Annotated in this window: 28 protein-coding genes; 19 read left to right on the top strand and 9 right to left on the bottom strand. The window is 66.5% G+C overall.

Annotation, left to right across the window (positions count from 1 at the left end; all coding sequences use genetic code 11):
- Positions 1 to 57 precede the first annotated feature (57 nt).
- Together AC1RRV_RS00800 and AC1RRV_RS00795 are read left to right on the top strand one after the other, a co-directional pair.
- Entirely contained in the window at positions 58 to 810 is a 753-nt protein-coding gene (locus AC1RRV_RS00800; protein WP_492857680.1) for a DUF899 domain-containing protein, read from the top strand.
- Positions 811 to 916: 106 nt separating this feature from the next.
- Entirely contained in the window at positions 917 to 1,663 is a 747-nt protein-coding gene (locus AC1RRV_RS00795; RefSeq protein ID WP_492857679.1) for a VOC family protein, read from the top strand.
- On the opposite strand, the gene AC1RRV_RS00790 is transcribed toward AC1RRV_RS00795, so the two are convergent.
- The 3 genes from AC1RRV_RS00790 to mtgA all read right to left on the bottom strand — a co-directional run bounded on the left by AC1RRV_RS00790 (position 1,660) and on the right by mtgA (position 3,438).
- Positions 1,660 to 2,070 (bottom strand): Ros/MucR family transcriptional regulator, encoded by a 411-nt coding sequence (locus AC1RRV_RS00790; protein ID WP_492857677.1) that lies wholly within the window; start codon positions 2,068 to 2,070, stop codon positions 1,660 to 1,662. The two genes, AC1RRV_RS00795 and AC1RRV_RS00790, sit on opposite strands and share 4 nt — an antisense overlap.
- Positions 2,071 to 2,175: 105 nt before the next feature.
- Positions 2,176 to 2,724 carry a GNAT family N-acetyltransferase gene (locus tag AC1RRV_RS00785; RefSeq protein WP_492857676.1) on the bottom strand — a complete coding sequence of 183 codons (549 nt, stop codon included), beginning with the start codon at positions 2,722 to 2,724 and terminating at the stop codon, positions 2,176 to 2,178.
- A gap of 24 nt (positions 2,725 to 2,748) precedes the next feature.
- Positions 2,749 to 3,438, bottom strand: a complete 690-nt coding sequence (gene mtgA, locus AC1RRV_RS00780; RefSeq protein WP_492858092.1) for a monofunctional biosynthetic peptidoglycan transglycosylase — start codon at positions 3,436 to 3,438, stop codon at positions 2,749 to 2,751.
- A gap of 92 nt (positions 3,439 to 3,530) precedes the next feature.
- On the opposite strand from mtgA, the gene AC1RRV_RS00775 reads away from it, so the two are divergent.
- Positions 3,531 to 4,193 carry a nitroreductase gene (locus AC1RRV_RS00775; RefSeq protein ID WP_492857675.1) on the top strand — a complete coding sequence of 221 codons (663 nt, stop codon included), beginning with the start codon at positions 3,531 to 3,533 and terminating at the stop codon, positions 4,191 to 4,193.
- Here AC1RRV_RS00775 and AC1RRV_RS00770 read toward each other — a convergent pair.
- Both AC1RRV_RS00770 and AC1RRV_RS00765 read right to left on the bottom strand, forming a co-directional pair.
- Positions 4,190 to 4,669, bottom strand: coding sequence for an SRPBCC domain-containing protein (locus tag AC1RRV_RS00770; RefSeq protein ID WP_492857673.1), 480 nt, complete (start codon positions 4,667 to 4,669; stop codon positions 4,190 to 4,192). The genes AC1RRV_RS00775 and AC1RRV_RS00770 overlap by 4 nt on opposite strands.
- 13 nt (positions 4,670 to 4,682) lie before the next feature.
- Positions 4,683 to 5,714: a WD40 repeat domain-containing protein gene (locus AC1RRV_RS00765; protein WP_492857672.1), complete on the bottom strand. Its 1,032-nt coding sequence runs from the start codon at positions 5,712 to 5,714 to the stop codon at positions 4,683 to 4,685.
- A 262-nt stretch (positions 5,715 to 5,976) separates the two neighbouring features.
- On the opposite strand from AC1RRV_RS00765, the gene AC1RRV_RS00760 reads away from it, so the two are divergent.
- Positions 5,977 to 6,426 carry a biopolymer transporter ExbD gene (locus AC1RRV_RS00760; RefSeq protein ID WP_492857671.1) on the top strand — a complete coding sequence of 150 codons (450 nt, stop codon included), beginning with the start codon at positions 5,977 to 5,979 and terminating at the stop codon, positions 6,424 to 6,426.
- Between the two features lie 144 nt (positions 6,427 to 6,570).
- Positions 6,571 to 7,005 carry an ExbD/TolR family protein gene (locus AC1RRV_RS00755; protein WP_492857670.1) on the top strand — a complete coding sequence of 145 codons (435 nt, stop codon included), beginning with the start codon at positions 6,571 to 6,573 and terminating at the stop codon, positions 7,003 to 7,005.
- A 104-nt stretch (positions 7,006 to 7,109) separates the two neighbouring features.
- On the opposite strand, the gene AC1RRV_RS00750 is transcribed toward AC1RRV_RS00755, so the two are convergent.
- Together AC1RRV_RS00750 and AC1RRV_RS00745 are read right to left on the bottom strand one after the other, a co-directional pair.
- The gene (locus tag AC1RRV_RS00750) at positions 7,110 to 8,231 is read right to left on the bottom strand and encodes a CobW family GTP-binding protein (protein WP_492857669.1); all 1,122 of its coding nucleotides are present in this window, start codon (positions 8,229 to 8,231) and stop codon (positions 7,110 to 7,112) included.
- 46 nt (positions 8,232 to 8,277) lie between these two features.
- On the bottom strand, positions 8,278 to 8,907 hold the full coding sequence (locus tag AC1RRV_RS00745; protein WP_492857668.1) for a hypothetical protein: 630 nt from the start codon (positions 8,905 to 8,907) through the stop codon (positions 8,278 to 8,280).
- A gap of 202 nt (positions 8,908 to 9,109) precedes the next feature.
- Between AC1RRV_RS00745 and rplU the strand changes: the two genes are divergently transcribed.
- The 4 genes from rplU to AC1RRV_RS00725 all read left to right on the top strand — a co-directional run bounded on the left by rplU (position 9,110) and on the right by AC1RRV_RS00725 (position 11,762).
- Positions 9,110 to 9,676 carry a 50S ribosomal protein L21 gene (gene rplU, locus AC1RRV_RS00740; protein WP_492857667.1) on the top strand — a complete coding sequence of 189 codons (567 nt, stop codon included), beginning with the start codon at positions 9,110 to 9,112 and terminating at the stop codon, positions 9,674 to 9,676.
- Between the two features lie 31 nt (positions 9,677 to 9,707).
- Complete coding sequence (rpmA, locus tag AC1RRV_RS00735; protein WP_492857665.1) at positions 9,708 to 9,977, top strand: 50S ribosomal protein L27; 270 nt, start codon at positions 9,708 to 9,710, stop codon at positions 9,975 to 9,977.
- Positions 9,978 to 10,167: 190 nt separating this feature from the next.
- Positions 10,168 to 10,701 (top strand): GNAT family N-acetyltransferase, encoded by a 534-nt coding sequence (locus AC1RRV_RS00730; protein WP_492857663.1) that lies wholly within the window; start codon positions 10,168 to 10,170, stop codon positions 10,699 to 10,701.
- A 65-nt stretch (positions 10,702 to 10,766) separates the two neighbouring features.
- On the top strand, positions 10,767 to 11,762 hold the full coding sequence (locus tag AC1RRV_RS00725; protein ID WP_492857662.1) for a glycoside hydrolase family 43: 996 nt from the start codon (positions 10,767 to 10,769) through the stop codon (positions 11,760 to 11,762).
- Between the two features lie 6 nt (positions 11,763 to 11,768).
- Here the strand turns inward: AC1RRV_RS00725 and AC1RRV_RS00720 are convergent, their stop codons facing one another.
- Complete coding sequence (locus AC1RRV_RS00720) at positions 11,769 to 12,671, bottom strand: hypothetical protein (RefSeq protein ID WP_492857661.1); 903 nt, start codon at positions 12,669 to 12,671, stop codon at positions 11,769 to 11,771.
- Positions 12,672 to 12,982: 311 nt separating this feature from the next.
- On the opposite strand from AC1RRV_RS00720, the gene obgE reads away from it, so the two are divergent.
- From obgE to AC1RRV_RS00670, 10 genes are all read left to right on the top strand, one after another.
- Positions 12,983 to 14,047 carry a GTPase ObgE gene (gene obgE, locus AC1RRV_RS00715; protein ID WP_492857660.1) on the top strand — a complete coding sequence of 355 codons (1,065 nt, stop codon included), beginning with the start codon at positions 12,983 to 12,985 and terminating at the stop codon, positions 14,045 to 14,047.
- A gap of 2 nt (positions 14,048 to 14,049) precedes the next feature.
- Positions 14,050 to 15,192, top strand: a complete 1,143-nt coding sequence (proB, locus tag AC1RRV_RS00710; protein WP_492858091.1) for a glutamate 5-kinase — start codon at positions 14,050 to 14,052, stop codon at positions 15,190 to 15,192.
- Between the two features lie 19 nt (positions 15,193 to 15,211).
- Complete coding sequence (locus AC1RRV_RS00705) at positions 15,212 to 16,741, top strand: UbiD family decarboxylase (protein WP_492857659.1); 1,530 nt, start codon at positions 15,212 to 15,214, stop codon at positions 16,739 to 16,741.
- An 18-nt stretch (positions 16,742 to 16,759) separates the two neighbouring features.
- Entirely contained in the window at positions 16,760 to 17,470 is a 711-nt protein-coding gene (locus AC1RRV_RS00700; protein WP_492857658.1) for a S1 family peptidase, read from the top strand.
- A 131-nt stretch (positions 17,471 to 17,601) separates the two neighbouring features.
- Positions 17,602 to 18,168 (top strand): hypothetical protein, encoded by a 567-nt coding sequence (locus tag AC1RRV_RS00695; RefSeq protein ID WP_492857657.1) that lies wholly within the window; start codon positions 17,602 to 17,604, stop codon positions 18,166 to 18,168.
- A 107-nt stretch (positions 18,169 to 18,275) separates the two neighbouring features.
- On the top strand, positions 18,276 to 20,060 hold the full coding sequence (locus AC1RRV_RS00690; protein ID WP_492857656.1) for a M14 family metallopeptidase: 1,785 nt from the start codon (positions 18,276 to 18,278) through the stop codon (positions 20,058 to 20,060).
- Positions 20,061 to 20,142: 82 nt separating this feature from the next.
- Positions 20,143 to 20,544: an MAPEG family protein gene (locus AC1RRV_RS00685; protein ID WP_492857655.1), complete on the top strand. Its 402-nt coding sequence runs from the start codon at positions 20,143 to 20,145 to the stop codon at positions 20,542 to 20,544.
- A gap of 45 nt (positions 20,545 to 20,589) precedes the next feature.
- Positions 20,590 to 21,921, top strand: coding sequence for a TldD/PmbA family protein (locus AC1RRV_RS00680; protein WP_492857654.1), 1,332 nt, complete (start codon positions 20,590 to 20,592; stop codon positions 21,919 to 21,921).
- Entirely contained in the window at positions 21,918 to 22,697 is a 780-nt protein-coding gene (locus AC1RRV_RS00675) for a 3'(2'),5'-bisphosphate nucleotidase CysQ (protein ID WP_492857653.1), read from the top strand. Before AC1RRV_RS00680 ends, AC1RRV_RS00675 begins: the two co-directional genes overlap by 4 nt.
- A gap of 20 nt (positions 22,698 to 22,717) precedes the next feature.
- Positions 22,718 to 22,954 (top strand): DUF4170 domain-containing protein, encoded by a 237-nt coding sequence (locus tag AC1RRV_RS00670; RefSeq protein ID WP_492857652.1) that lies wholly within the window; start codon positions 22,718 to 22,720, stop codon positions 22,952 to 22,954.
- A gap of 130 nt (positions 22,955 to 23,084) precedes the next feature.
- On the opposite strand, the gene AC1RRV_RS00665 is transcribed toward AC1RRV_RS00670, so the two are convergent.
- Positions 23,085 to 23,750, bottom strand: coding sequence for a fused DSP-PTPase phosphatase/NAD kinase-like protein (locus tag AC1RRV_RS00665; RefSeq protein ID WP_492857651.1), 666 nt, complete (start codon positions 23,748 to 23,750; stop codon positions 23,085 to 23,087).
- Positions 23,751 to 23,849 lie beyond the last annotated feature (99 nt).

Here is a 23,849-nt window from a genome sequence, read left to right as displayed (position 1 = left end):
TATGTTGATATCAACTTAAAAAGTCAAGTCGAAGTTGCTCAGCTTACGGAGGATGTGATGTCGCCCGCCCCAGAAAAGCATGCGGTTGTTTCGCGCGAGGACTGGCTGGACGCCCGCCGCGCCCTGCTGCTCAAGGAAAAGGCCCACACCCGCGCCCGCGACGCCCTCAACGCCGAGCGCATGGCCCTGCCCTGGGTGAAGCTCGACAAGGACTACGTCTTCGATACGCCGACCGGAAAGAAGACCCTGTCCGAGCTGTTCGCCGGCCGCAGCCAGCTGCTGACCTACCACTTCATGCTGGGCCCCGACTGGGAGGCCGGCTGTCCCGGCTGCTCGTTCATGGCCGACCACTTCGACGGCATGCTGCCGCACCTGAACCACCACGACGTCACCCTGGTCGCCGTCGCGCGCGCGCCGCTGGACAAGATCCAGGCGTATCAGCGCCGCATGGGCTGGCGCTTCCCATGGGTGTCGGCGTTCGAGAGCGACTTCAACACCGACTTCCATGTCTCGTTCTCGGCCGACGAGCTGGCCGGCGAGACGATCAACTACAACTTCATCGACCTGCCGGCCTCACAGGGGAACGACGAGTTGCCCGGCCTGTCGGCCTTCTATCGCGACGCCGACGGCCAAGTGTTCCACACCTATTCGAGCTATGCCCGCGGGGCGGAAGAACTGCTCGGCACGCTGATGATCCTCGACCGCGCGCCGCTGGGCCGCAACGAGGACTCCACGATGAACTTCGTGCGTCGCCACGACGAGTACGACGACACACCCAAGTCCGCCTGCTGCGCCGGGGCCGCTGCCTGAATCTGTCAGCATGATCCGGTCCTGGAGTGCTTTCGTCGAGACGGTGTCGTGGCCTGAGCCTAGCCTCGCGCCCGACCCTCAAACCCCATTTTCCACGGAGGCCCTCATGGTCAACGACTTCGTCTGGTTCGAGCTCGTCACCTCCGACGCCAAGGCGGCGGGTGACTTCTACAAGACGGTCATAGGCTGGAACTCGGAGATGTCCTCCGGCCCCGAGGGCCCCTACACGATCTTCAAGGCTGGCGAGATCCCTGTCGGCGGCATGCTGGAGATGCAGGGCGTTCCGCCCGGCTGGCTGGGCTATATCGGCGTCGACGACGTGGACGGCTTCGCGGGCAAGGTCGAGGCCGGCGGCGGCCAGATCCACAAGGCGCCGCGGGACATCCCCAATGTCGGTCGCTTCGCCGTGGTCGCCGACCCGCAGGGCGCGATGTTCGTGCTGTTCAAGGGCTCGCTGGACGAGGCCCCGCCTCGCCCCGCCCCGATGTCGCCGGGCTCGCTGGGCTGGTCGGAGCTGAATACGTCCGACTGGGAGAAGGCCTTCGACTTCTATTCAGGCTTGTTCGGCTGGGTGAAGCACGACGCCGTGCCGATGGGCGAGATGGGCGTCTACCAGACGTTCGGCGGGCCCGACGCGGCGTTCGGCGGCATGATGACCGGGCACAAGCCCGCGCCCGGCCCCTACTGGCTCTACTACTTCGGCGTCGACGGCGTGGACTCGGCTCTCGAGCGCGTGAAGGCCAACGGCGGCGAGATCCTGATGGGGCCGATGGAAGTCCCCGGCGGGGCCTTCGTGGTCAACGCCAAGGACCCGCAAGGCGGGTTCTTCGCCTTCCTCGGAATGCGCGGCTAGCTCTTGGAGGTTCGCGATCGCCCCAACCCCGAGGCCTTGGCCATGGCGCTGCGGCGGTCGCGGTATTCCGCCGCCGTCATCGGATAGTCGTCGGGCAGGCCAAAGCGCAGGCGATAGTCGCCCTCGCTGACGCCATGCCCACGAAGGTGGCGGCGCAGGGTCTTGTAGGCCTTCCCGTCCAGAAAACTGACCAGGGCGTCGGGGCGGATGCTGCGCCGGATCTGGACCGAGGTCGGCTTGGCGGCCTCGGCGACGACGCGCCCGGGGCCACGCGCGGCGCCGTTCAGCACATCGTGCACGGTGCGGATCAGCATGGGCAGATCGGCGGTGGCCAGTCGGTTGGACGAGACATAGGCGCTGATGATCCGGGCGGTCGGGCCCAGGGTAGGCGGGGCGGGCTGGTCCATGATGTCATTCCCTGGCGACGGCGAGGCGTTTGCCTTAGCCGCGCGAGGGAAATCGAACGCGGGGAATATTGCCGCCGCACCGACAATGCGACGAAACCGGACGGATCAACGACCGGGGCGGGTCCGCCACTGGGCCGCCGTCTGTCCCCAGATCTCGACCAGGTGATCCTCGAACGGCGGCGGCAGCTTGCCCGGCCCGCCATTGGTCGAGCCCAGGCGCTGGGCGACCTTCTGGGAGGGCGTATTCTCCGGGTCGATGCAGTGGATCACCTCGGTCCAGCCCAAGTGGTCGAAGACCCAGTCGATCGTGGCCTCGGCCGCCTCGACCGCATAGCCCTTGCCCCAGGCCGAGGGATGCAGACCCCAGCCGACCTCGGTTCCCGGCCAGCCATCCGGCCGCCACGGCCCGATCCGGCCCAGCCACTGGCCGCTGGACTTCTCGATCACCGAGAACATGCCAAAGCCGTTCAGCGCCCACGAACCGGCCATGGTCGCCATGAACCGCCAGGCGACCGCGCGCGGCTGCTGGCCGCCGATGTAACGCGAGGCCACGGGGTCGGCCATCATCCGCGCCCAGCCGTCCAGATCGGCGTCGGCGGGCGGACGCAGGATCAGGCGTTCGGTTTCCAGCGTCGGTCCCGGCGCGACTCGCATGGCGTCCTCCCCGTTTCTTGTCTGCTAGCTCACGCAGTCCGCCAGGCCGTCGCGACGCACCGCGCCCGAGGCCTTGCCGATCTTCTTGCTGCGCTTGGCCACGTACCGTCCCGGCTTGATCACCTTCCACTTCAGCGGACTGGGCAGGATGGCCGCCAGGCGCGAGGCCTGGGCCGGGGTCAGCTTGTCGGCCCCCACCCCGAAATAGCGCCGCGAGGCGGCTTCCGCCCCATAGATGCCCGGGCCGTATTCAATGGAGTTCATATAGACCTCCATGATCCGCTTCTTGCCCCAGATCGTCTCGATCAGGACGGTGAACCAGGCCTCCAGCCCCTTGCGGACATAGGACCGCCCCGGCCACAGGAAAACGTTCTTGGCCGTCTGCTGGCTGATGGTCGAGCCGCCGCGGATCTTCCGGCCCTTCTCGTTATTGGCATAGGCCTTCTGCAGGGCGTCGAAGTCGAAGCCGCGATGGTCGCAGAACTTGGCGTCCTCGGCGGCGATCAGGGCGCGCGGCAGGGCCGGGGCGACCGTGTCGATCGACCGCCAGCGATGATCCAGCCCCCGCCCCTCGACCGCGCGGATCACCATCAGCGGCGTCACCGGCGGCGGGATGAAGCGGTACAGGATCACGGCGACGACCGGTCCGGCCACCAGCACGATGAACAGAGCCAGCGCGATGTTACGCAGAAGCCGCCGCACGAACGCCCCCAATCCACACTTGTCTTGACGCAGCGGACGGATGCTAACCACACGAAACGCCGCTGTCGCGCGGGATAAAGCGCGCCGGGTTAAGGGAGCCTTCGATGGACGTGATCGACGCCGTCAACCGCCGCATGTCGGTCCGAGCCTTCAAGCCCGATCCGGTGGACGGCGCCGTGGTGCGCGAGCTTTTGGAGGCCGCCGCCCGCGCGCCCTCCGGCGGCAATCTCCAGCCCTGGCGGGTCCAGGCGGTGGCGGGCGAGCCGCTGAAGGCGCTGATGGCGACCATGCTCCAGCGCGTGGCGTCGCCGGACGAGCCCGAATACGCCGTCTATCCGCCCAACCTGTGGGAGCCGCTGCGCAGCCGCCGCTTCCAGGTCGGCGAGGACATGTACGGGGCGCTGGGCATCCCGCGCGAGGACAAGCTGGCCCGGCTGCAATGGTTCTCGACCAACGGCCAGGGCTTCGGCGCGCCCGTGCAGCTGTTCTTCTCGATCGATCGCCGCTGCGGCCCGCCGCAGTGGAGCGACGTCGGCATGTTCATGCAGACCTTCATGCTGCTGGCCGTCGAGCGGGGCCTGGACACCTGCCCGCAGGAGTTCTGGTCGCACTACAATAAGGTGGTCGACAGCCATGTCGGCCTGCCCGAGGGGCACATGCTGTTTTCCGGCATGGCCCTGGGCTACCGCGACGAAGCCTCGCCGGTGAACAATTTCCGTTCGCAACGTGACCCGTTCGAGGCCTGGGGGGAACTGAAGGGGTTCTAGCCCGCGAACCGCGCCGCCAACTGGTCGAGCGACAGGCGCGCGCCATCGTCGTTGTCCTTGGGGTTCAGGCCTGGCGGAAGCGCCTCGAACAACAAGGTGACCCGCGTGCCCTCCGCGACGGGCGCGAGGGTCGCGGTCATGATCATCGTCCCCTTCAGCGACGGCTCATCGGCCACGAAGTCGATCGCCTCGACCAGGCGATGCGGCGGGTCGAGTTCGGTGAAGCGCACTACGACGACGTCCTCCCGATCGGCCGTCTTGCCGGCGAAGGCGTCTTCGCCCTCCGGATAGTAGAGCGACATGCGGTAGCCGCCGCCCACCCGACCATCGAAACTGTGGATGCGGCCGGTCATGTCCGCCGGCGGCAGCCACTCGACCAGGACCGCCGGATCCATGAAGGCGGCCCATACCGCTTCCGGCGGGGCGCTCACCACGACCGACGTGCGAGTCCAGGGACTCCTCAAGGCGTCGGCCATGGTCTCGTCTCCTCTATCCCACGAATTGGCGCGGACCGCTGAGGTCCGGGATTTCCAGCACGCCCGCCTCGCCGCTCTCGTCGCCCCAGGCCAGCAGCTTGCCGTCGGCGCTGGTGGTCAGGGCGCTGATCGGGGCGCCCTTCTCGGCCTTCACGGTTTCGATGCGGCCGTTGCGCATGTGAGCCGCCCAGATCTTGCCGTTGTCCTGCCCGGCGAAGCACACCGGATGGGCGTCGATCCCCGCCACCCGCACCACCGTCGAATCGCGGGAGAAGCCGATCTCGGCGGCCTCCTTGCCCATCGGCCCGTTGGCGCCGGCGAACGGCCAAATAACCGCGCCGCTGGCCCCGGCCGTGGCCAGCAGGTTGCCCTTGTCGAAGAAGGCCACGCTCTTGATCTTGGACGGATAGCCGCCCATCCGCATGTCCTTGCCGTCCGACAGGCGCCAGCCGTGCAGCTGGTTTTCCTGCATCGACGAGATCAGGAACTTGCCGTCCGGGCTGAAAGTCGCGGCGATGTGGCTGCCGGCCCACTTGAGCAGGGTCGGCTTCTGGTCGGCGATCCGCGCGTACCACAGCTGGGCCCCGCCATAGGTGGCCGAGGCCAGGCGCCGACCCTTGGGCTCGAAGGCCAGGCCCGACACCGTCTTCTCGTGCGTGAAGGTGCGGGCGAAGGTCGGGTCGGCGACGTCGCGGACGTGGACCTCCTTGCCGGCCGTGAAGGCGATCAGGCCCGAGGCGGCGCTGGTCGCGACGTGCTCGATCCACTTGTTCTTCACCTCGGCGATCACCGTGGCGACCACCTCGTTCTGCTCGATTCGGCTCCAGACCACCTTGCCGTCGTCGCCGCCGGTGACGAGGCCATTGCCGCTGGGGTGCACCGCCGCCGCCAGCACCGCGCCCCCCATCGGACCGCCGTGGGCCTCGATGGTGACGAATCCGCCCTCGGTCTGCAGGCGGACAGTGCCGTCCCCCAGCGCGAAGGCGGCGCGGCCGGAGCGGTCGAACAGGGCGTCGGTGACGAAGGCGTCGAAAGAAAAGATCATGCGCGCGAGATAAGCCACGAGGCGCGCGACGACCAGACTCTTTCAGAAAGCCCCGCCGGCGCGCGCGTTTCGCGCCTTACGCGAAGCCATACCCCGCAAGGCGCCCGTTCGAACGGCGTTCGGCAAAAAAGACTCGAAAAGGGGTTGCCATTGCGGCGCGTCGTCGGGCTTTACTTCCGCGCCCGTCTGCGCCAGACGTGGCTAGGTAACGACATTTCAGGCGCGCCCCAAGCGGCGCGACCTACTGGGAGACAGTCAGGCTATGGCGGCTAAACTTGCTGGCGGCGGCGGTGGCCGTTATTCGCTGGGCCAGAATTCCGAAATCAACGTCACGCCCTTCGTGGACATTCTGCTGGTTCTGCTGATCATCTTCATGGTCGCGGTTCCGATGGCCGTGACCTCCATCAAGATCGATCTGCCGCCGGCTTCGCCGCCGCCGCCGAACGCTCCGAAGCCCAAGGAGCCGGTCTTCATCTCGATCCAAAAGTCGGGCGCGATCTTCATCGCCGACAAGCAGAGCAGCCTCGACAACCTCGAGTATGACCTGAACGCCAAGTTCGCCGCGACCGACCAAGCCGGTCCGAAGGACGATCAGCGCGTCATGATCCGCGCCGACGCCGACGTGCTGTACGCCGACTTCATGGGCGTGCTGAACCAGCTGCAGACCGCTGGCTGGTACAAGGTCGGCCTGATCAACGAAGACATCCACTAAGGATCGTCCTCGGCGACAGCCGGAAAAATCAGGGGCCGTGCGGCGACGCACGGCCCTTTTTTCGCGCCCCGACTCTTCGGCTTTACAACTGTAGAAAAGAGAGCAATCTACATTTGTAACTTCACGACGAGAAAGGGTTGCGAAATGGCGGCGAAACTCTCGGGCGGCGGCGGGCGCTATGCGGTGCGCCAGAACGCGGACATCAATGTCACGCCCTTCGTGGACATCCTGATGGTGCTGCTGGTCATCTTCATGGTCGCCGTGCCGACGGCCGTGACCTCGATCAAGCTGGACATGCCGCTGGCTTCAAACGCCGTACCGCCAGGCAAGCCGGTCGCCATCGCGATCCAGACCTCGGGCGCGCTGTTCCTGGCCGGCCAAGCGACGCGGCTGGACACTCTGGCCGGCGACCTGAGCGCCCGGTTCGCGGCCGACGGCCAGACCGGAAAGCGCGGCGACCAGAGAGTCATGATCAGCGCCCAGGCCGACGTGCCCTACGAGATCCTGATGGGGGTCATCAACGAGGTCCACAAGAACGGCTGGTCCAGAGTCGGGATCATCAATGAGGACCTCCACTGAGGAACACCCTCGGCGACGGCCAAGAACACGAAGCCCCGGAGCGCAGGCTCCGGGGCTTTCTGTTTGTCGGCCTCGATCCTTCCCGTGGGAGAGGATCTGGAACCCTATGCCGCAGTGGCTTCGAACCCCTTGCGCAGTTCGGCCTCGTCGAGATCGCGGCCGATGAACACCATGCGGCTGTAGCGTTTGTCCTTGTCGGTCCACGCGCGCTGGAAGTCGCCTTCCAGGATCATGTGCACCGCCTGGAAGACCAGGCGCTTGTCCTCGCCCTTCACGTCGATGATGCCCTTGGCGCGCAGGATGTCCGGACCGCGCTTGGCCAGCAGGTCGTTGAGCCAGGCGGTGATCTTCTGGCCGTCGACAGGCTTGTCCAGGGTCAGGGAGATGCCCTTCACGCCGTCGTCGTGAATGGCGCTCGCGTGCCCATGGTCGTGCCCGTGATCGTGGTGATGGTCATGACCGCAGTGCTCGTCATGCACATGGCCATGATCATGGCCATGGTCGTGATGATGATGGTCGTGGCCGCAGTGCTCGTCGTGGACGTGGCCGGCCTCGCCGTGGGCCGGGTTCAGGAACGACGGCTCCAGCTCGGTGATCCGCTCCAGGTCGAAACTGTGCTTGCCCAGGATGGCGTCCAGCGGAACGTTCGAGCGCTGGGCGCGATGGATCGGAGCCAGCGGGTTGATCCTGCGGATACGGGCCTCGACGTGGCGCAGGTCGTCTTCCGAGACCAGGTCGGTCTTGTTCAGCACGATCTGGTCGGCGAAGGCGATCTGCTCGACCGCTTCCTTGCTGTCGGAGAGGCGCAGCATGATGTGCTTGGCGTCGACCACGGCGGTGACCGAGTCCAGCGCCGTGCGGGCCTTGACGTCGTCGTCGACGAAGAAGGTCTGGGCCACCGGGCCGGGATCGGCCAGGCCCGTGGTCTCGACGATGATCGCGTCGAAGCCGCCCTTGCGCTTCATCAAGCCCTGAAGAACCCGGATCAGGTCGCCGCGCACCGTGCAGCAGACGCAGCCGTTGTTCATTTCGAACACTTCCTCGTCGGCCCCGACCACCAGGTCGTTGTCGATGCCGACCTCGCCGAACTCGTTGACGATCACGGCGTAGCGCTTGCCGTGCTCCTCGGTGAGGATGCGGTTGAGCAGGGTGGTCTTGCCGGCGCCGAGATAGCCGGTCAGCACGGTGACGGGGATCTTGCCGGGAGCGGGAGAGGCTTGGGTCATGGGCGCTATTTAGGGCCTCGCCCCGCCAAACAAAAGCGGGGGGTCGTTACAGTTCGAGGAAAGCCACGCCCGCGCCCATCGCGATCAGGGCCAGCCCCAGGATCGTCGACTCGTAGCGGGCGATCTTCTCCAGCCCCAGCCGCTTCACGCCGGCCAGGCTGAGGGTGGTGAACAGCAGCATGCCCGCCGCCGTGGCGGCCATCAGCACCGCGCTCAAGGCCATGAAACCTGTCCAGCCGTGCTTCACGCCGGCCAGATAGACCGGCAGAAAGGCCTCGCAGGGGGACAGGGTCAGCAGCACCACCAGGGCGATGATCGCCGCCCGGTCGGAGGCGTAGCGGCGGGTCTGGACCTCGGCCTCGCCGTGATCGTGTCGACCGCGCCAGAGATAGAAGAGACCCAGAGCCACCATCAGCGCCCCGACCACCCAGCCGAACAGGTCGCCCATGCGGGGCTGTACGGCCAGGCCGGCGCCGACCAGAACCAGGCCCAGCAAGATGGTGAAGGCCACATGGCCCAGCCCCGCCAGGGCGGTGACGCCCAGGGTTTTTCCCGCCGACCAATGCTGGCCGCGCCCGACCAGCACGAAGGGCAGCCAGTGCGTCGGCAAGGCCGCGTGCAGGAAGGCGACCGTAAAGCCGGTGACGGCGATGGGGGCGAGAAGTGTCGGGTTCACCTAGCGGCGTATAGCGTGTTATAAAGTAACACACCAGGGGGTTCTTGCGATCTTGCAACGCCTCGGGAAAACGGCCGTGGTTTCCGCCGCTACGGCGTTGACTCTCAGGCTTTGGGCTGTATAAGTCGCGCCCTCTTCGCCCGCCGGGTTTCCGAGCGGGCGTTCCCTATTTTGCGAACGCACGTTTTTAAGGCGCTAACCTATGTACGCGGTGATCAAAACCGGCGGCAAGCAGTACCGGGTTCAAGCCGGCGACCTGCTGGTTGTCGAAAAGCTCGAAGGTGAACCCGGCGCTGCCGTGGCCTTCGGTGAAGTCCTGATGCTTGGCGAAGGCGAGGCCGTGACGGTCGGCGCCCCCACCGTGGACGGCGCTGTCGTCTCCGGAACCCTGCTCGAAACCCGCAAGGGTGAGAAGGTGAAGATCTTCAAGAAGATCCGTCGCCAGGGCTACCGCCGCACCCGCGGTCACCGCCAGTTCGAATCCGTCGTGCGCGTCACGTCGGTCGTCGGCGCTGGCCTGGAAGCCAAGTGGGACGGCGCGATCGACCTGACCCCGAAGGTCATCCTGAACGCCCGCGCCCGTGGCCTCGGCGACGCCGCCGTTCCGGCGACGATCCCGACCGCTTCGGAAGCTGCTCCGGCCGCTCCGAAGAAGGCCGCCAAGGCTCCGAAGGCTGAAGTCGCCGCCGAGCCGGCCGCCGAAGCCGCCCCGAAGAAAAAGGCCGCCCCTAAGAAGGCAGCCGCCAAGACGGAGGAAGGCGAAGCCTAACGGCGACGCCTTCTAAAGGTAGGAGAGCACAATGGCTCACAAGAAATCAGGCGGCTCGTCCAGCAACGGTCGCGACTCAGAGTCGAAGCGCCTTGGCGTGAAGAAGTTCGGCGGCGAGAAAGTTCTCGCCGGCAACATCCTCGTGCGTCAGCGCGGTACGAAGTTCTATCCGGGCCGCAATGTCGGCATCGGCAAGGACCACACCCTCTTTGCCCTCGTGCAAGGCGCTGTGGGCTTCGTGACCAAGAAGCATGACCGCACGTACGTGACGGTGACCCCGGCCGCTCAACCGGCCGAGTAAGCACGAACCAGAGTTTTTCGGATCGTGCTTCTCTTGAAGAAGACGATCCGGACAGACGATCTCTAGCGGGGAGTCCGGAACGCCGGGCTCCCCGCTTTTGTTTTGTCTCGCCGCCTTCCGAAGACAGCTTCGCCATGGCGGCGTCACGGTCCCGCTTCAATGAGGACCGGAGGAACTCTGGGAGGCGCCGATGTGCGTCATTGAAGAAAGACCCGTCATCGAAACCCAGCGGCTGACGCTGCGCGTTCCGGCCACGGCCGATGTCGAACGCGTGGCGGCCTTCTGCACCGATCATGACGTGGCGCGGATGACCACGCGCATGCCCTCGCCCTATACCCGCGGCCATGCCGAGGACTTCGTCGCGCGTTGCGGGACGCAGGACCGGTCGCGCGACAACACCTTCGCCGTCGAACTGGCCGAAGAAGGCCTGATCGGGGTCGTCGGCCTGTTCACCCCGCCAGAGGGCGGGATCGAGCTGGGCTACTGGATCGGCCGACCGTACTGGGGTCGCGGCTATGCCACCGAGGCGACCAAGGCCGCCCTCGACTGGACCCGCAACGCCTGGAAGAAGCGCTACGTCACGGCCGGACACTTCGCGGACAACGAGGCCTCGGGCCGGGTCCTGGTCAAGGCCGGCTTCCTCTACACCGGGGTCGTCGAGCACAAGCCTTCCGTCGCGCGCGGCGAACCGGCCGCCACGCGGATGATGGTCTGGCTGGCCTAAATCAAGCTGTGCTGTAGAGAGGGGCGTGGCGGGCCGTGACCGCCGTGTCCCCTCTCGGAGCCGCCATGCGCCGTTTGGCCCTGTCCCTCGTCCTCGCCGCGCTGCTGCCCGGCGCCGCTCTCGCTCAAGCGCCCAAACCGCTCTATCGCGATCCCGTCTTCGATGGCGCGGCCGACGTCTCGATCGTCCGCGACCGGGTCGGCAAGCAGTGGCGGATGTTTTACACCAACCGCCGCGCCACGGTGCGCCTGCCCGATCCGAAGGACGTGGCCTGGCTGCACGAGACGGCGATCGGCGTGGCGGTCTCCAAGGACGGCCTGTCCTGGCGCTACGAGGGCACGGCCAACATCCCCGCCGCCTGCACCGGCGCGACCCTATGGGCGCCGGAGGTCTTCGCCGAGGCTGGCGTCTACCACATGTGGCTGACCGTGGTGCCGGGGACCTTCCACCGCTGGGGCCTTCCCGAGGCCACCGCCAGGATCGTCCACCTGACCAGCAAGGACCTCAAGGCTTGGACCTGCGCCGATGCCCTGGATCTCGGCTCAAACCGGGTGATCGACGCCGGGGTGATCAAGAAGCCCGGCGGCGGCTATCGCCTGTGGTTCAAGGACGAGCGGGCCAACAGCCGGATCTTCGCCGCCGACAGCACCGATCTGAAAACCTGGACGCGTCAGCCCGCGCCCATCGGCGACTTCGCGGCCGAAGGCGCCAAGGCGTTCTTCTTCCAGGGCTCGTGGTGGATGATCGTCGACGGCTGGAAAGGCCTGATCGCCCTGAAGTCGGACGACACCCAGGCCTGGACGCGCCAGACGCGCTTGCTGCTGGACAAGCCGGGCAGCCGCCTGACCGATCTCGATCTCGGCCATCATGCCGACGTCGTCGTCAACGACGGGCGGGCCTATCTCTACTATTTCGTTCAGCAGGGTCGCGAGCCGCAAGCCAAGGCGGATCCGACCTGGAGCCAGCGTTCGGTGATCCAGGTCGCCGAGCTGAAGCTGGTCAATGGCGAACTGTGGACCGACCGCGACGCGATCGTGCGCACGCCCCTGAAGTGGCCCTGACGCGAATTAAGCCGCGCGGTGGGTGTGGATCACCTTCTGCGGACCTTCGCGGAAGCGCTTCTCGGCCGTGACGATCCGTTCGCACAGGGCGTCCAGGTCGCTGAGCAGCGAATAGGTGGCGTAGATCGGGATTTCCATCAGCGCCACCTGGGCGCGCGGCATGAATTCCGTGTACTTCTTCCACGAGAGGTGACCGTCACGGGCGGCCATGGCCCGCTGGCCCAGCGGGTTCCACAGATCCAGGTCCATCAGCTCGTCGCGGCACTGCTTCATGACCGGCAGGGCGATGTAGAGGAACAGGAACGTCGGGGTGGCGGCGCGGCCGAACTGCGGCTGCACCTGCAGGTGCCAGATGCGGTAGGCCTCGAAGAAACCCTGCTTGCGAACCGGGTCCGGCGGCAGCCAGGTGGCGTTCTCATTGATCAGTTCGTTGGCCGCGCCCGAGCGCTTGACCAGTTCGTCGGCCGTCGTGCCGGCCGGCATGGTCTTGGAGAGCGCGGCGACGGGGATGGCCAGTTTCTTGGCGACGTCGGTATAGGCCACCTGCCTGCCGGCCATCGGCGTCCATTGGCCGAACGACGGGGCGCCCGGCGAGCTGGCGCGCTTGGCGGCGGCGGTCTTGTGCATGATCAGCTGCTCTTCGCGCTGCTTTTCGGCGCGAAGGCGGTCGAATTCGATTTCGTGCGCCGCCTGTTCCTCGGCGGTCATCCACTTGGCGCGACCGGGGCCGTAGGTGCGCTCGTAGCGATTCACCAGAACGAGGCTGTGATCGGGCGACGGCTTGACGCCGACCTCGGCCAGGAAGGCCTTGAACTCGCGCCATTGCGGCGCGATGCCGGTGCCGCGACCGATCAACATATTGCGGTGCGTCGACGCCTCGGCGCTATACTTGCGACACAACTCCTGCATCGAAAGATCGCGGAGATCCTTCGCCAGGTTTGGGTCGCCTTCAACTGCCGTCGCCAAGGTCAGCCTCCCGTTCCGCCGAAAAGAAATGGCGGTTTTGCTGCCAAGACACTTTGTCGCACTATCGGGTTTAACATTTCGTCACAGCGGCGACGCCCGTCCGGCCTCCCCCACGTGACCAAGCGTCACAGCCTCGAAAACCATACCGTTTCGCTGAAAATCGGGCGTTCCGGCGCGGCCTTTCCCAAGGGCCCAGGACGGTTCCGAAGGCGTTTGGGCTCGACGCGCGGGACGCCTTGGGACAAAAGGGCCCCATGAAATTCTTGGACCAATGCAAGATCTATATCCGCTCCGGCAACGGCGGCGGCGGATCGGTGTCGTTCCGCCGCGAGAAGTACATCGAGTACGGCGGTCCGGACGGTGGCGATGGCGGTCGCGGCGGCGACGTGTGGATCGAGGCCGTCGAAGGCCTCAACACCCTGATCGACTATCGCTACCAGCAGCACTTCAAGGCCGGCACGGGCGTGCACGGCATGGGTCGCGCGCGCCACGGCGCCGCCGGCGAGGACGTACTGCTGAAGGTTCCGGTCGGCACCGAGATCCTCGAAGAGGACAAGGAAACCCTGATCGCCGACCTCGACCATGCGGGCGCGCGCCTGCTGTTGGCCAAGGGCGGCAACGGCGGCTGGGGCAACCTGCACTTCAAGGGCCCGGTCAATCAGGCCCCGAAATACGCCAATCCCGGCCAGGAAGGCGAGGAACGCTGGATCTGGATGCGGCTGAAGCTGATCGCCGACGTCGGCCTGGTCGGCCTGCCCAACGCGGGCAAGTCGACCTTCCTGGCCGCCGCCAGCGCCGCCAAGCCGAAGATCGCCGACTATCCCTTCACCACCCTGACCCCGAACCTCGGCGTCGTGGACCTGTCGACCGACGAGCGCTTCGTCATCGCCGACATTCCCGGCCTGATCGAGGGCGCGTCGGAAGGGGCGGGCCTGGGCACCCGTTTCCTGGGTCACGTCGAGCGCTCGGCTACCCTGATCCACCTGATCGACGGCACGCAGGATGATATCGCCGGCGCCTGGACCACGATCCGGGGTGAGCTGGAAGCCTATGGCGATGACTTGGCCGACAAGTCCGAGATCCTGGCCCTGAACAAGATCGACGCCCTCGACGAGGAAACCCTCGCCGAGAAGATCGCCGAGCTGACCAAAGTGTCCGGCATCAAGCCGTTCCTGGTCTCGGGCGTCTCGGGTCAGGGCGTCACCGAACTGCTGCGCGCCGCCTACAAGCAGGTTCGCATCCGTCGCGGCGACCTCGAGGCCGATATCGAGGAAGACGAAGACCACGTCGAGGAGACCCCCGGGGGCTGGACCCCGTGAGTCTGGCTTCCCCCAGGGACAGCAAGCACGCCTTCGCGGCCGCCCGGCGCATCGTGTTCAAGGTCGGCTCGGCCCTGCTGGTCGACGCCGAGACCGGCGCGGCCAACCGCGCCTGGCTGGACGCTTTCTGCGCCGACGCCGCCGCCCTGCGCGCCCAGGGCAAGCAGGTGCTGGTGGTGTCGTCGGGCGCCGTCGCCCTGGGTCGCCGCCGCCTGGGCCTGGTCGGCCGCAAGACGACCTTGCCGGAAAAGCAGGCCTCGGCCGCCGCCGGCCAGTCCCTGCTGATGCACGCCTGGGAGCAGGCCTTCGCGCCGCACGACATCGGCGTCGCCCAGATCCTGCTCACCCGCGACGACACCGAGATGCGGCGCCGCTGGCTGAACGCCCGCGCCACGACCGAGACCCTGATGGGCCTGGGCGTCGTGCCCGTGGTCAATGAGAACGACACCGTCGTGACCGAGGAAATCCGCTACGGCGACAACGACCGCCTGGCCGCCCGCGTGGCCCAGATGGCCGGCGCCGACCTGCTGGTGCTGCTCTCCGACATCGACGGCCTCTACACCGCCGATCCGCGCAAGAACCCCAAGGCCCAGCACATCCCGCTGGTCAGCGAAATCACGCCCGAGATCGCCGGCATGGCCGAGGGCGCCAACGCCGCCGCGGGCGTCGGCACGGGCGGCATGGCGACCAAGATCGCCGCCGCCCGCATCGCCCGCGCCGCCGGCTGCGCCACCCTGATCACCCTGGGCTCACGCCCCCATCCGCTCGCGGCCATCGCGGCCGGCGAGAAGGCCACCCTGATCGAGGCCGGCGGCAGCCCCGCCGCCGCCTACAAGGCCTGGATCGCCGGCTCCCTCGCGCCGCAAGGCTGGGTGACGATCGACGCCGGCGCCGCCAAGGCCCTGGCCTCGGGCAAGAGCCTGCTGGCCGCCGGGGTCCGCGCCATCGAGGGCCCGTTCGACAAGGGCGACGCCGTTCGCGTCCGCGACGAGACCGGCCGCGAGGTCGCGCGCGGTCTCGTCCGCTACGACAGCGCCGACGCCCACCGCATCGCCGGCCTGCGCTCCGACGCCATCGAGGCCGAGCTGGGCTTCACCGAAGGTCCGATGATCCACGCCGACGACCTGGCCGTGGCCGCCAACTAGAACACCCGCGAGAGTTCCCATGGCCTACCGCTCCCTCCGCGAATTCATCGACGTCCTGGAGGCCAAGGGCGAGCTGGTTCGCGTCAAGGAACCGGTATCCAGCGTGCTGGAGATGACCGAGATCCAGACGCGCCTGCTGGCGACCGGCGGACCGGCGGTGCTGTTCGAACACGTCCTGCTGCCCGACGGCTCGCGCTCCTCGATGCCCGCCCTGGCCAACCTGTTCGGTACGGTGAAACGCGTGGCCATGGGCGTCACCCTGGGCGGTGAGCCGCGCACCACCGCCGGCGAGCTGCGGGAGGTGGGCGAACTCCTGGCCTTCCTGCGCCAGCCCCAGCCGCCCAAGGGCCTGAAGGACGCGTGGGACATGCTGCCCCTGGCCAAGACGGTCATGAGCATGCGCCCCGGGACGGTGAAGAAGGCGCCCGTGCAGGAGGTCGTCCTGACCGGCGACCAGATCGATCTCACCAAGCTGCCGGTCCAGACCTGCTGGCCGGGCGAGCCGGCCCCGCTGATCACCTGGCCGCTGGTCGTCACCAAGGGTCCGGGCAAGGACCGCGAGGACGACTTCAACCTCGGCATCTACCGCATGCAGGTGCTGGGCAAGGACAAGTGCATCATGCGCTGGCTGGCCCATCGCGGCGGGGCCCAGCACTACGCCCGCCACAAGAAGGCGGGCAACAAGGATCCCCTGCCCGCCTGCGCCGTGCTGGGGGCCGACCCCGGCACCATCCTGGCCGCCGTGACGCCGGTGCCCGACACCTTGTCGGAGTACCAGTTCGCCGGCCTGCTGCGCGGGGCCAAGGTCGACCTCGTGCCGGCCAAGACCGTGCCGCTGATGGTCCCGGCCCACGCCGAGATTGTCATCGAGGGCCACGTCCTGCTCGACGAGTACGAGGATGAGGGCCCCTACGGCGACCACACCGGCTACTACAACAGCGTCGAGAAGTTCCCGGTCTTCCAGGTGACGGCGATCACCATGCGCAAGGACCCGATCTATCTCACCACCTTCACCGGCCGGCCGCCGGACGAGCCCAGCGTGCTGGGCGAGGCGCTGAACGAGGTGTTCATCCCGCTGATCCGCCAGCAGTTCCCCGAGATCGTCGACTTCTGGCTGCCGCCCGAGGGCTGCAGCTACCGCATCGCCGTGGTCTCGATGAAGAAGGCCTATCCCGGCCACGCCAAGCGCGTGATGCTGGGGGTGTGGAGCTATCTGCGCCAGTTCATGTACACCAAGTGGGTGATCGTCGTGGACCACGACATCAACGCCCGCGACTGGAAGGACGTGATGTGGGCGATCAGCACCAAGATGGACCCGGCGCGGGACATCACGGTGATCGAGCACACGCCTATCGACTATCTCGACTTCGCCAGCCCCGAGAGCGGCCTCGGCTCCAAGATCGGCCTCGACGCCACCGACAAGTGGCCGCCCGAGACCAAGCGCGAATGGGGCGAGGAGATCCGCATGGACCAATCGGTGGTGGAGGCGGTGACCGAAAAGTGGGCCCGGCTGGGACTTCCCGGTGACGGAACCCCGATCTGGAAGTAGCTAGAGAGAGGCAATGCAATGCGTCTCACGCCGCGCGAAATAGATAGTTGCTTTAAGATAAATTTTTGCGGAAGTATCGGCACGGCGTTTCTTAGATTTTCCGCCGGGGGATCGTATTTCGTTACCGCAGCCCATAATTTCACAAACACTAAAGTTGGCGATAACGTTCTAATCGATGCTTTTGGCGCCTCGCGCCCGCATCGTGTTCTAGAACTTCAAAAACACCCTGACGGGTATGACGTCGCCCTTTTCATATTGGAGGGGATGTCAACGGGGCCGGCACCAAGACCCTACTCCAGGTTCGAAGCCAATCTTGGAGAGGATCTCCTATTCCTGGGATTCCCCCACGGGCTAGAAAACACCTACCCTGGGAACGGCTTTCCAACACCCTTGGTTCGTGGCGCGAAGTTTAGCGGCGTCGCAAAGATAGATAGCAAAGATATCGCCATACTCGACGGATTCAACAACCCAGGGTATTCTGGGTCCCCAGTTTTCTGTAAAGGGAAATCTGGATCGCCGTCTCTATTTGGACTTATATCCGGATACAGATACGAGCGTAGATCTCACGCATCAATTTATACAATTGATGAAGAAGGTATCGAGACCAAGGAAAATCGGTACTACACTAAGCCAAATAGCGGAATGATATACTGCGTCGGAGTTGGACACATAGATTTTATGGAGTCGACGTTCGTATCCAGACACCCAATTATGCCAAGACCACAATAGAGGCCAGAAACACAGTAAATAGTTGAAATATTTTCTTCCGCACGTGAGGCGAGAGATCTCGCAGCCCGGAATCGCTGGATGACGGAACGTCGATCTGGAAGTAGCGTGATCGGATTGGCGCTGGGGAACTGATGGACGCGATCGAAGTCTTGTTCGCCTTTTACGGCGCTTTGCTGGCCCTCGCGGCCGGCAAGCTGCTGTCGGGCGTGGTGCGGCTGCTGAAGCATCGCGGCGCCGTCCGCATCGGCTGGATGACGCCGCTGCTCAGCCTGCTGCTGCTGTTCGACCTGGTCGCCTGCGCGACCAATGGCTGGCGGACCCTTGGCTCGGCCGACATGAGCCTGCGCCTGGTGTTCGTGTGCACCTTGGCGGCGGGCGCCTACTACATGGCCGCCTCGCTCGTGATCCCCGACAGCCTCGCGGACGAGACAGACCTCGACGACTGGTACCGGGACAACAAGCGCTATGTCGTTGGCGGCATGCTGGCGGGCAACATCCTCGGCTTCGAGGTGCTGCAAGCGATCATCAAAGGTCTCGGCGAGGCGGTCGCCACGCGCTGGACCGGCTTCACGGCGCTGATGAACGTGATGTTCTACCTGCTGCTCGTCGTGCTGCTGCTGATCCGCAACCGGGCGACGGACCTCGTCATGCTGGTGGTGCTGAACGCGCTGTATTTGATCGCCATCCTCACGTTCTGACGACCGTCCCTCCCTCTTGCCAGGGGCGCACTGAGGGCCGACGACAGCGGCCATAGGCCGCCCACGGTTCTTCGCCTCGGCCCTGTTTGCTTTTTGGAGCCCCCGTCATGGCCCAGACCCCTTCCTCTCCCTCCGGCAAGGCTCCTTGGGATCAGCCGTTCCTGCCGCCCGCCCCGCACTGGCAGGGCGCCAGCCAGGCCCTGATCCGTGACAAGGCCGATCCGTGGGTGACGCCGTTCGAGGCCGACGCCGAGCACGACTTCTCGCCGAACTACGTCGACACCCGGGCCTGGTTCGACAAGCTGGATGAAGCCTCCAGCCTGATCCGCATCGAGGACTTCGGCGTCTCGCCGCAGGGCCGGACCATCTACGCCGTGATCGCTTCGAAAGACGGCGCGACGCTCGATCCCAAGAAGCCGCTGCTGCTGGTCCAATGCGGCATCCACCCCGGCGAGATCGACGGCAAGGACGCCGGCATGATGCTGCTGCGGGACATGGCTTTTCACGGCAAGGACGGCTTGCTCGACAAGGTCAACCTGGTCCTGATCCCGATCCTGTCGGTCGACGGCCACGAGCGGGCCAGCGCCTATTCGCGCCCCAACCAACGCGGCCCCCGTATCCAGGGCTGGCGCAACACCGCCACCAACCAGAACCTCAACCGCGACTTCATGAAGCTGGACCAGCCGGAGATGCAGGCCCTCAAGCGGTTGCAGGCCAAGTACCACGCCGATCTCTATGTCGACGTCCACGTGACCGACGGCATGGATTACCAGTACGACGTCACCTACGGCTTCAACGGCGAGAACGGCGTCTGGAACCGCTCGCCGGCCATCGCCCAATGGCTCGACAGCTTTCTGAAGCCCGTCATGAACCAGGGGCTGGAGGCCGAAGGCCACATTCCAGGCGAGCTGGTCTTCGGTATCGACGAGCACGATCCCAAGGCCGGCTTCAACGATGGCGGCCTGGCCGAGCGCTATTCGAACGGCTGGGGCGCGGCGGCCCACGTCCCGACCATCCTGATCGAGAACCATAGCCTCAAGCCCCACGCCCAGCGGGTGCTGGGGACCTATGTCTTCATCGAGACGGCCCTGAAGCTGCTGGCCGACAAGGGCGACGACCTGCGCGCCGCCATCGCCGCCGACAGCGCCCTGCGCCCGGCCGAGATCCCGGCCAACTTCGTGTCCGACCCCAGGCCGGCCTACACGCGCGCGTTCAAGGGCATCAAGTACGAGTACTATGACAGCCCCGCCTCGGGCCGGCAGGAAGTGCGGTGGCTGGGCCAGGCCGATCCGGAGATCTGGAAGACGCCCTTCTATGGCTCAAAGCCGAGCCTGATCCTCAAGCGCCCCGTCGCCTACTACGTCCCCAGCTACCGCGCCGACCTGATCGAGCGGCTAAAGTTGCACGGCGTGACGCTGGAGACCCTGGCGACGGACAAGGCCATCAAGGTCGAGATGATCCGCTTGGTCGAGCCCAAGTTGGCGTCCAGCGCCAACGAGGGCCACGTCCAGATCAGCGTCGACAAGGTCACGACCGAGACCCGCGACTGGACCTTCCCGAAGGGCTCGGTCCGTGTGCCGACCGACCAGCCGCTGGGCGACCTCGTCGTGCTGCTGCTGGAACCGCAGTCCGGCGAGAGCTTCTTCGCCTGGGGTATGGTCCCCGAGGTGCTGAGCCGCGTGGAATATATCGAGTCCTACGCCATCGCCCCGCTGGCCGAGAAGATGCTGGCGGCCGATCCGAAGCTGAAGGCCGCGTTCGAGGCCAAGCTCGCCGCCGAGCCCAAGTTCGCCGCCGATCCCGACGCCCGCCTCGCCTGGTTCTACGAGCGCACGCCGTTCTACGACGACCACCACCTGCTCTATCCGATCGCCCGCGAGATCGCCCGTTAGGAGGGTCGACTTGCCGACCCCGGGCGGAAGGCCTCATATGGCCCACCGCTCGGGGGGAGCGTGAGTACTAAGGTTTGATTTGATGGACACGATCGCTTCTGGCCACGCCGCGGCGCTGTGGGCCGGCCTTCACCTGTTTCTGCTGCTGGTCCTGTCGCTGCTGGTCGTGCGTCTGCGCCAGAAGCACAAGGTGGCTCTGGGCGACGAAGGCATCCCGGAACTGGCCCGCGCCATCCGCGCCTTCGGCAACGCCACCGAATACGTGCCCACCGGCCTCGCGGCCCTGGCCGTTCTGGCCGTGGCCGGCGCCTCGCCGCTGGCCATCCATGTGGTCGGCTTCGTGCTGTTCGCGGGCCGGGTGGTTCACGCCGTCGGCCTGTCCAACAGCGGCGGCGCCTCGATCCCACGCGCCATCGGCATGGTCGCCACCTGGCTGGCCTACATCTTCGCGGGCGTCGCGCTGCTGGTGTCGGCCATCGGCTGAACGCCCGCGCTTGCCCCGGCGGGGCGGCCTCGTCCATAAGACCGCATGGACGATAATCTGCTGCATGACGTGGTCGCCGCCGCGCGCAAAGCCGGGGCCGACGCGGCCGAAGCTGTCTTCGCCGAGCGCCAATCGCTCTCCGTTTCCGTCCGCCTGGGCGAACTGGAAGAGGTCGAGCGCGAGGAGGCCCGCGATCTGGGCCTGCGCGTCTTCATCGGCCAGCGCAGCGCTACCGTCTCCGGGTCCGCCGTCTCCAGCGATGCGCGCGCCAAGCTGGTCGAGCGCGCCGTCGCCATGGCCCGCCTGGCGCCGGAAGATCCCTATGCCAGCCTCGCGCCGCACGATCGGCTGGCCAAGGGCCCCTTCCCCGAGCTTGACCTGATCGACGGCTACGAGCCGACGGCCGAGATGCTGGAAACCCAGGCCCGCACCGCCGAGGAGCACGCCCGGGCGGTCAAGGGCGTCACCAATTCCGACGGCGGCTCGGCCAGCTGGTCCTCGTCCAGGTGGAGCCTGGTCACCACCGCCGGCTTCCACGGAACCCATGCGGCCACCGGCCACTCGATCTCGGCCTCGGCCATCGCCGGCGAGGGCGCGGGCATGGAGCGGGGCGGCGAAGGTCGCTCCACGCGCCACTTCGGCGACCTGCCGGCCGCCGGCGACATCGGCATGGAGGCCGGTCGCCTGGCGGTCGCGCGCCTGAACCCGCGCAAGATCGCCTCGACCACCGCTCCAGTGATCTTCGAGAACCGCCTGGCCATGTCGTTGATCGGCCCGCTGCTGGGCGCGATCTCGGGCCCCTCGATCGCCCGCGGCACTTCGTTCCTGAAAGACAAGCTGGGTGCGCGCATCTTCGCGCCGGGCGTCCGCCTGCTCGAAGATCCGCACCGTGTGCGCGGCCTGGGCTCGGCGCCGTTCGACGACGAGGGCGTGACGACGGAAGCCCGCGCCCTGATCGACGACGGCGTCCTGACCACCTGGCTGCTCAACACCAGCTCCGCAAAACAACTGGGCCTGGTCACCACCGGCCACGCCTCGCGCGGCCTGGCGGGCCCTTCCGGCGTTTCGACCCACAACCTGACGCTCCAGCCGGGCGCACAGGATCTGGCCGGTCTTATGAAGGACGCCGGGACGGGCCTGCTGGTCACCTCGATGTTCGGTCCCTCGCTGAACGGCAATACCGGCGACTGGTCGGTGGGCTGCTCGGGCGTCTGGTTCGAGAACGGCGAGAGCACGGGTCCGGTCACCGAGATCACCGTGGCCGGCAACCTGATCGACATCTACGCCCGTCTCATCCCCGGCTCGGACCTGCAATTCCGAGGAGCCAGCAACAGCCCCTCCATCCTGGTCGACGCCCTGGCGATCGCGGGCAAATGAACGACCTGGACCTGATCTTTCAGGCCGCTCATGAGGCCGGCGAGCTGGCGCTCGCGGCGCGCGAAAGCGGCCTGAAGATCTGGTCCAAGGACGGTGGCTCACCCGTCACCGACGCCGACCTCGCCGTCGACGCCCTGTTGAAGACCGAGCTGAAGGCCGCGCGCCCCGACTACGGCTGGCTGTCGGAGGAGACCGCCGACGACCCGGCCCGTCTTTCGACCACCCGCCAGTTCGTCGTCGACCCGATCGACGGCACCGTGGCCTTCATGAAGAACAAGCCGTGGTTCGCGGTCTCGATCGCCGTGGTCGAGAACGGCCGGCCCATCGCCGGCGTCGTCCACGCCCCGGCGCTGGACGAGACCTACGCGGCCACCGCCGATGGCCCCGCCACGCTGAATGGCCGGCCGATCACCCCGAGCGCGACGGACGACCTGCTCGGCGCGGCCATGCTGGGCGACGCCAAGATGTTCGCCCATCCGGCCTGGCGCGAGCCCTGGCCCGAGATGCGGATCGAGAGCCGCAACTCCATCGCCTATCGCATGTGCCTGGTCGCCGCCGGGACCTTCGACGCGGCCGTGGCCCTGTCGCCGAAGAGCGAGTGGGACGTCGCGGCCGCCGACCTGATCTGCCGCCGGGCCGGCGCGTTGCTCAGCGATCACAAAGGCCGCGAATTCGCCTATAATCGCCCTGTTCCGCTGGTTCCGAACCTGGTTTGCGCCAATCGGGCGCTTCACCCGTTGATCCTGTCACGCGTCGGGCATATCGAGCTGCCATAAACAAAATTCCTCGCAGGAACTTGCTCCAAATGGCTGAAAAACAGCTTCTCCATATCGTCGTCGGCGGTGAGCTGAAGGACGTCGCCGGCATCGAATTCCGCGACCTCGGCAAGGTCGAGTTCGTCGGCGCCTATCCGAATTACGAAGAGGCCCACAAGGCCTGGAAGGCCAAGGCCCAGGCGACGGTGGACAACGCCCACGCCCGCTACTTCATCATCCACGCCCACAAGCTGCTGGATCCGAGCAGCGAGGGCTGAAGCCCGAGCGTTCCTCCCCCTCTGGGGGAGGTGGCCCGGAGGGCCGGAGGGGGCATCGCGGTCCAGGCCGCGCTAGCCCCCTCAGTCGCTCCGCGACAGCTCCCCCAGGGGGGAGCATCTCGTTACCCGCCTACTCCCGCCGTAGAACCTTATCCACCAGCACCTTCCCCAGCATGTTCGCCCGGAAGGTCTTCTTCATCGCGACCGGGTCGTAGTCATCGCTCTCGACCCATTCGCTGAAGGTCAGCCCCTTGGGTTCGCCGACTTCCAGATACTGCTCGAACACGTAGTCCAGCACCCCGGTGTTGCCGTGCTTGATGTGCAGGTAGCGTGGGCCCAGCTGCTGCATGGCCTCGCGGATCGGCAGGCCCAGGCGGTAGTGGGCGTAGAACACGCTCATGATCCCCGCCCGGTCCGCGCCTGACTTGCAGTGCAGGAGCGCCGGATACTCGATCGTCTCGAACAGCGCTTTCGCGCCGCGCACCCGCTCCCGGATCGGGACCTCGCGCGAGGTGATGGTGAAGTCGACGAAGTTCAGGCCCAGACGCTCGCAGGCGTCCTTTTCCAGCGCGTAGAAGCTGCCGTCGAAGCCGCCGCGCAGGTTCACGATGGTCTTGATGCCCTGCTTCTTCCACCAGGCCAGCTGGAACGGCCAGGGCTGATTGGCGCGGACCAGTTCGGGACTGATCCAGTGGGCGTTCGAGAAGCCCAGCCGCAGATAGGCGTGGTCGTTCCACAGATAGTGGAGATAGGTCTTGAACCGGCCCCAGGGCGTGGTGAGGTCGAATTGGGCCAAACGCGGGGGTCCTTTGGGGAATTCCGGGCTTAAGTAGGGGTATCGGCCCCGAAAGGCAAAATCCGACGACACTCCGCCCTCATGGCGTCGCTTTTCCCG

It is taken from the genome of Caulobacter sp. GW821-FHT11E10, assembly GCF_058808375.1.
Note: the sequence above shows the minus strand (reverse complement) of the source record. Positions and strands in the feature narration are given on the sequence as shown.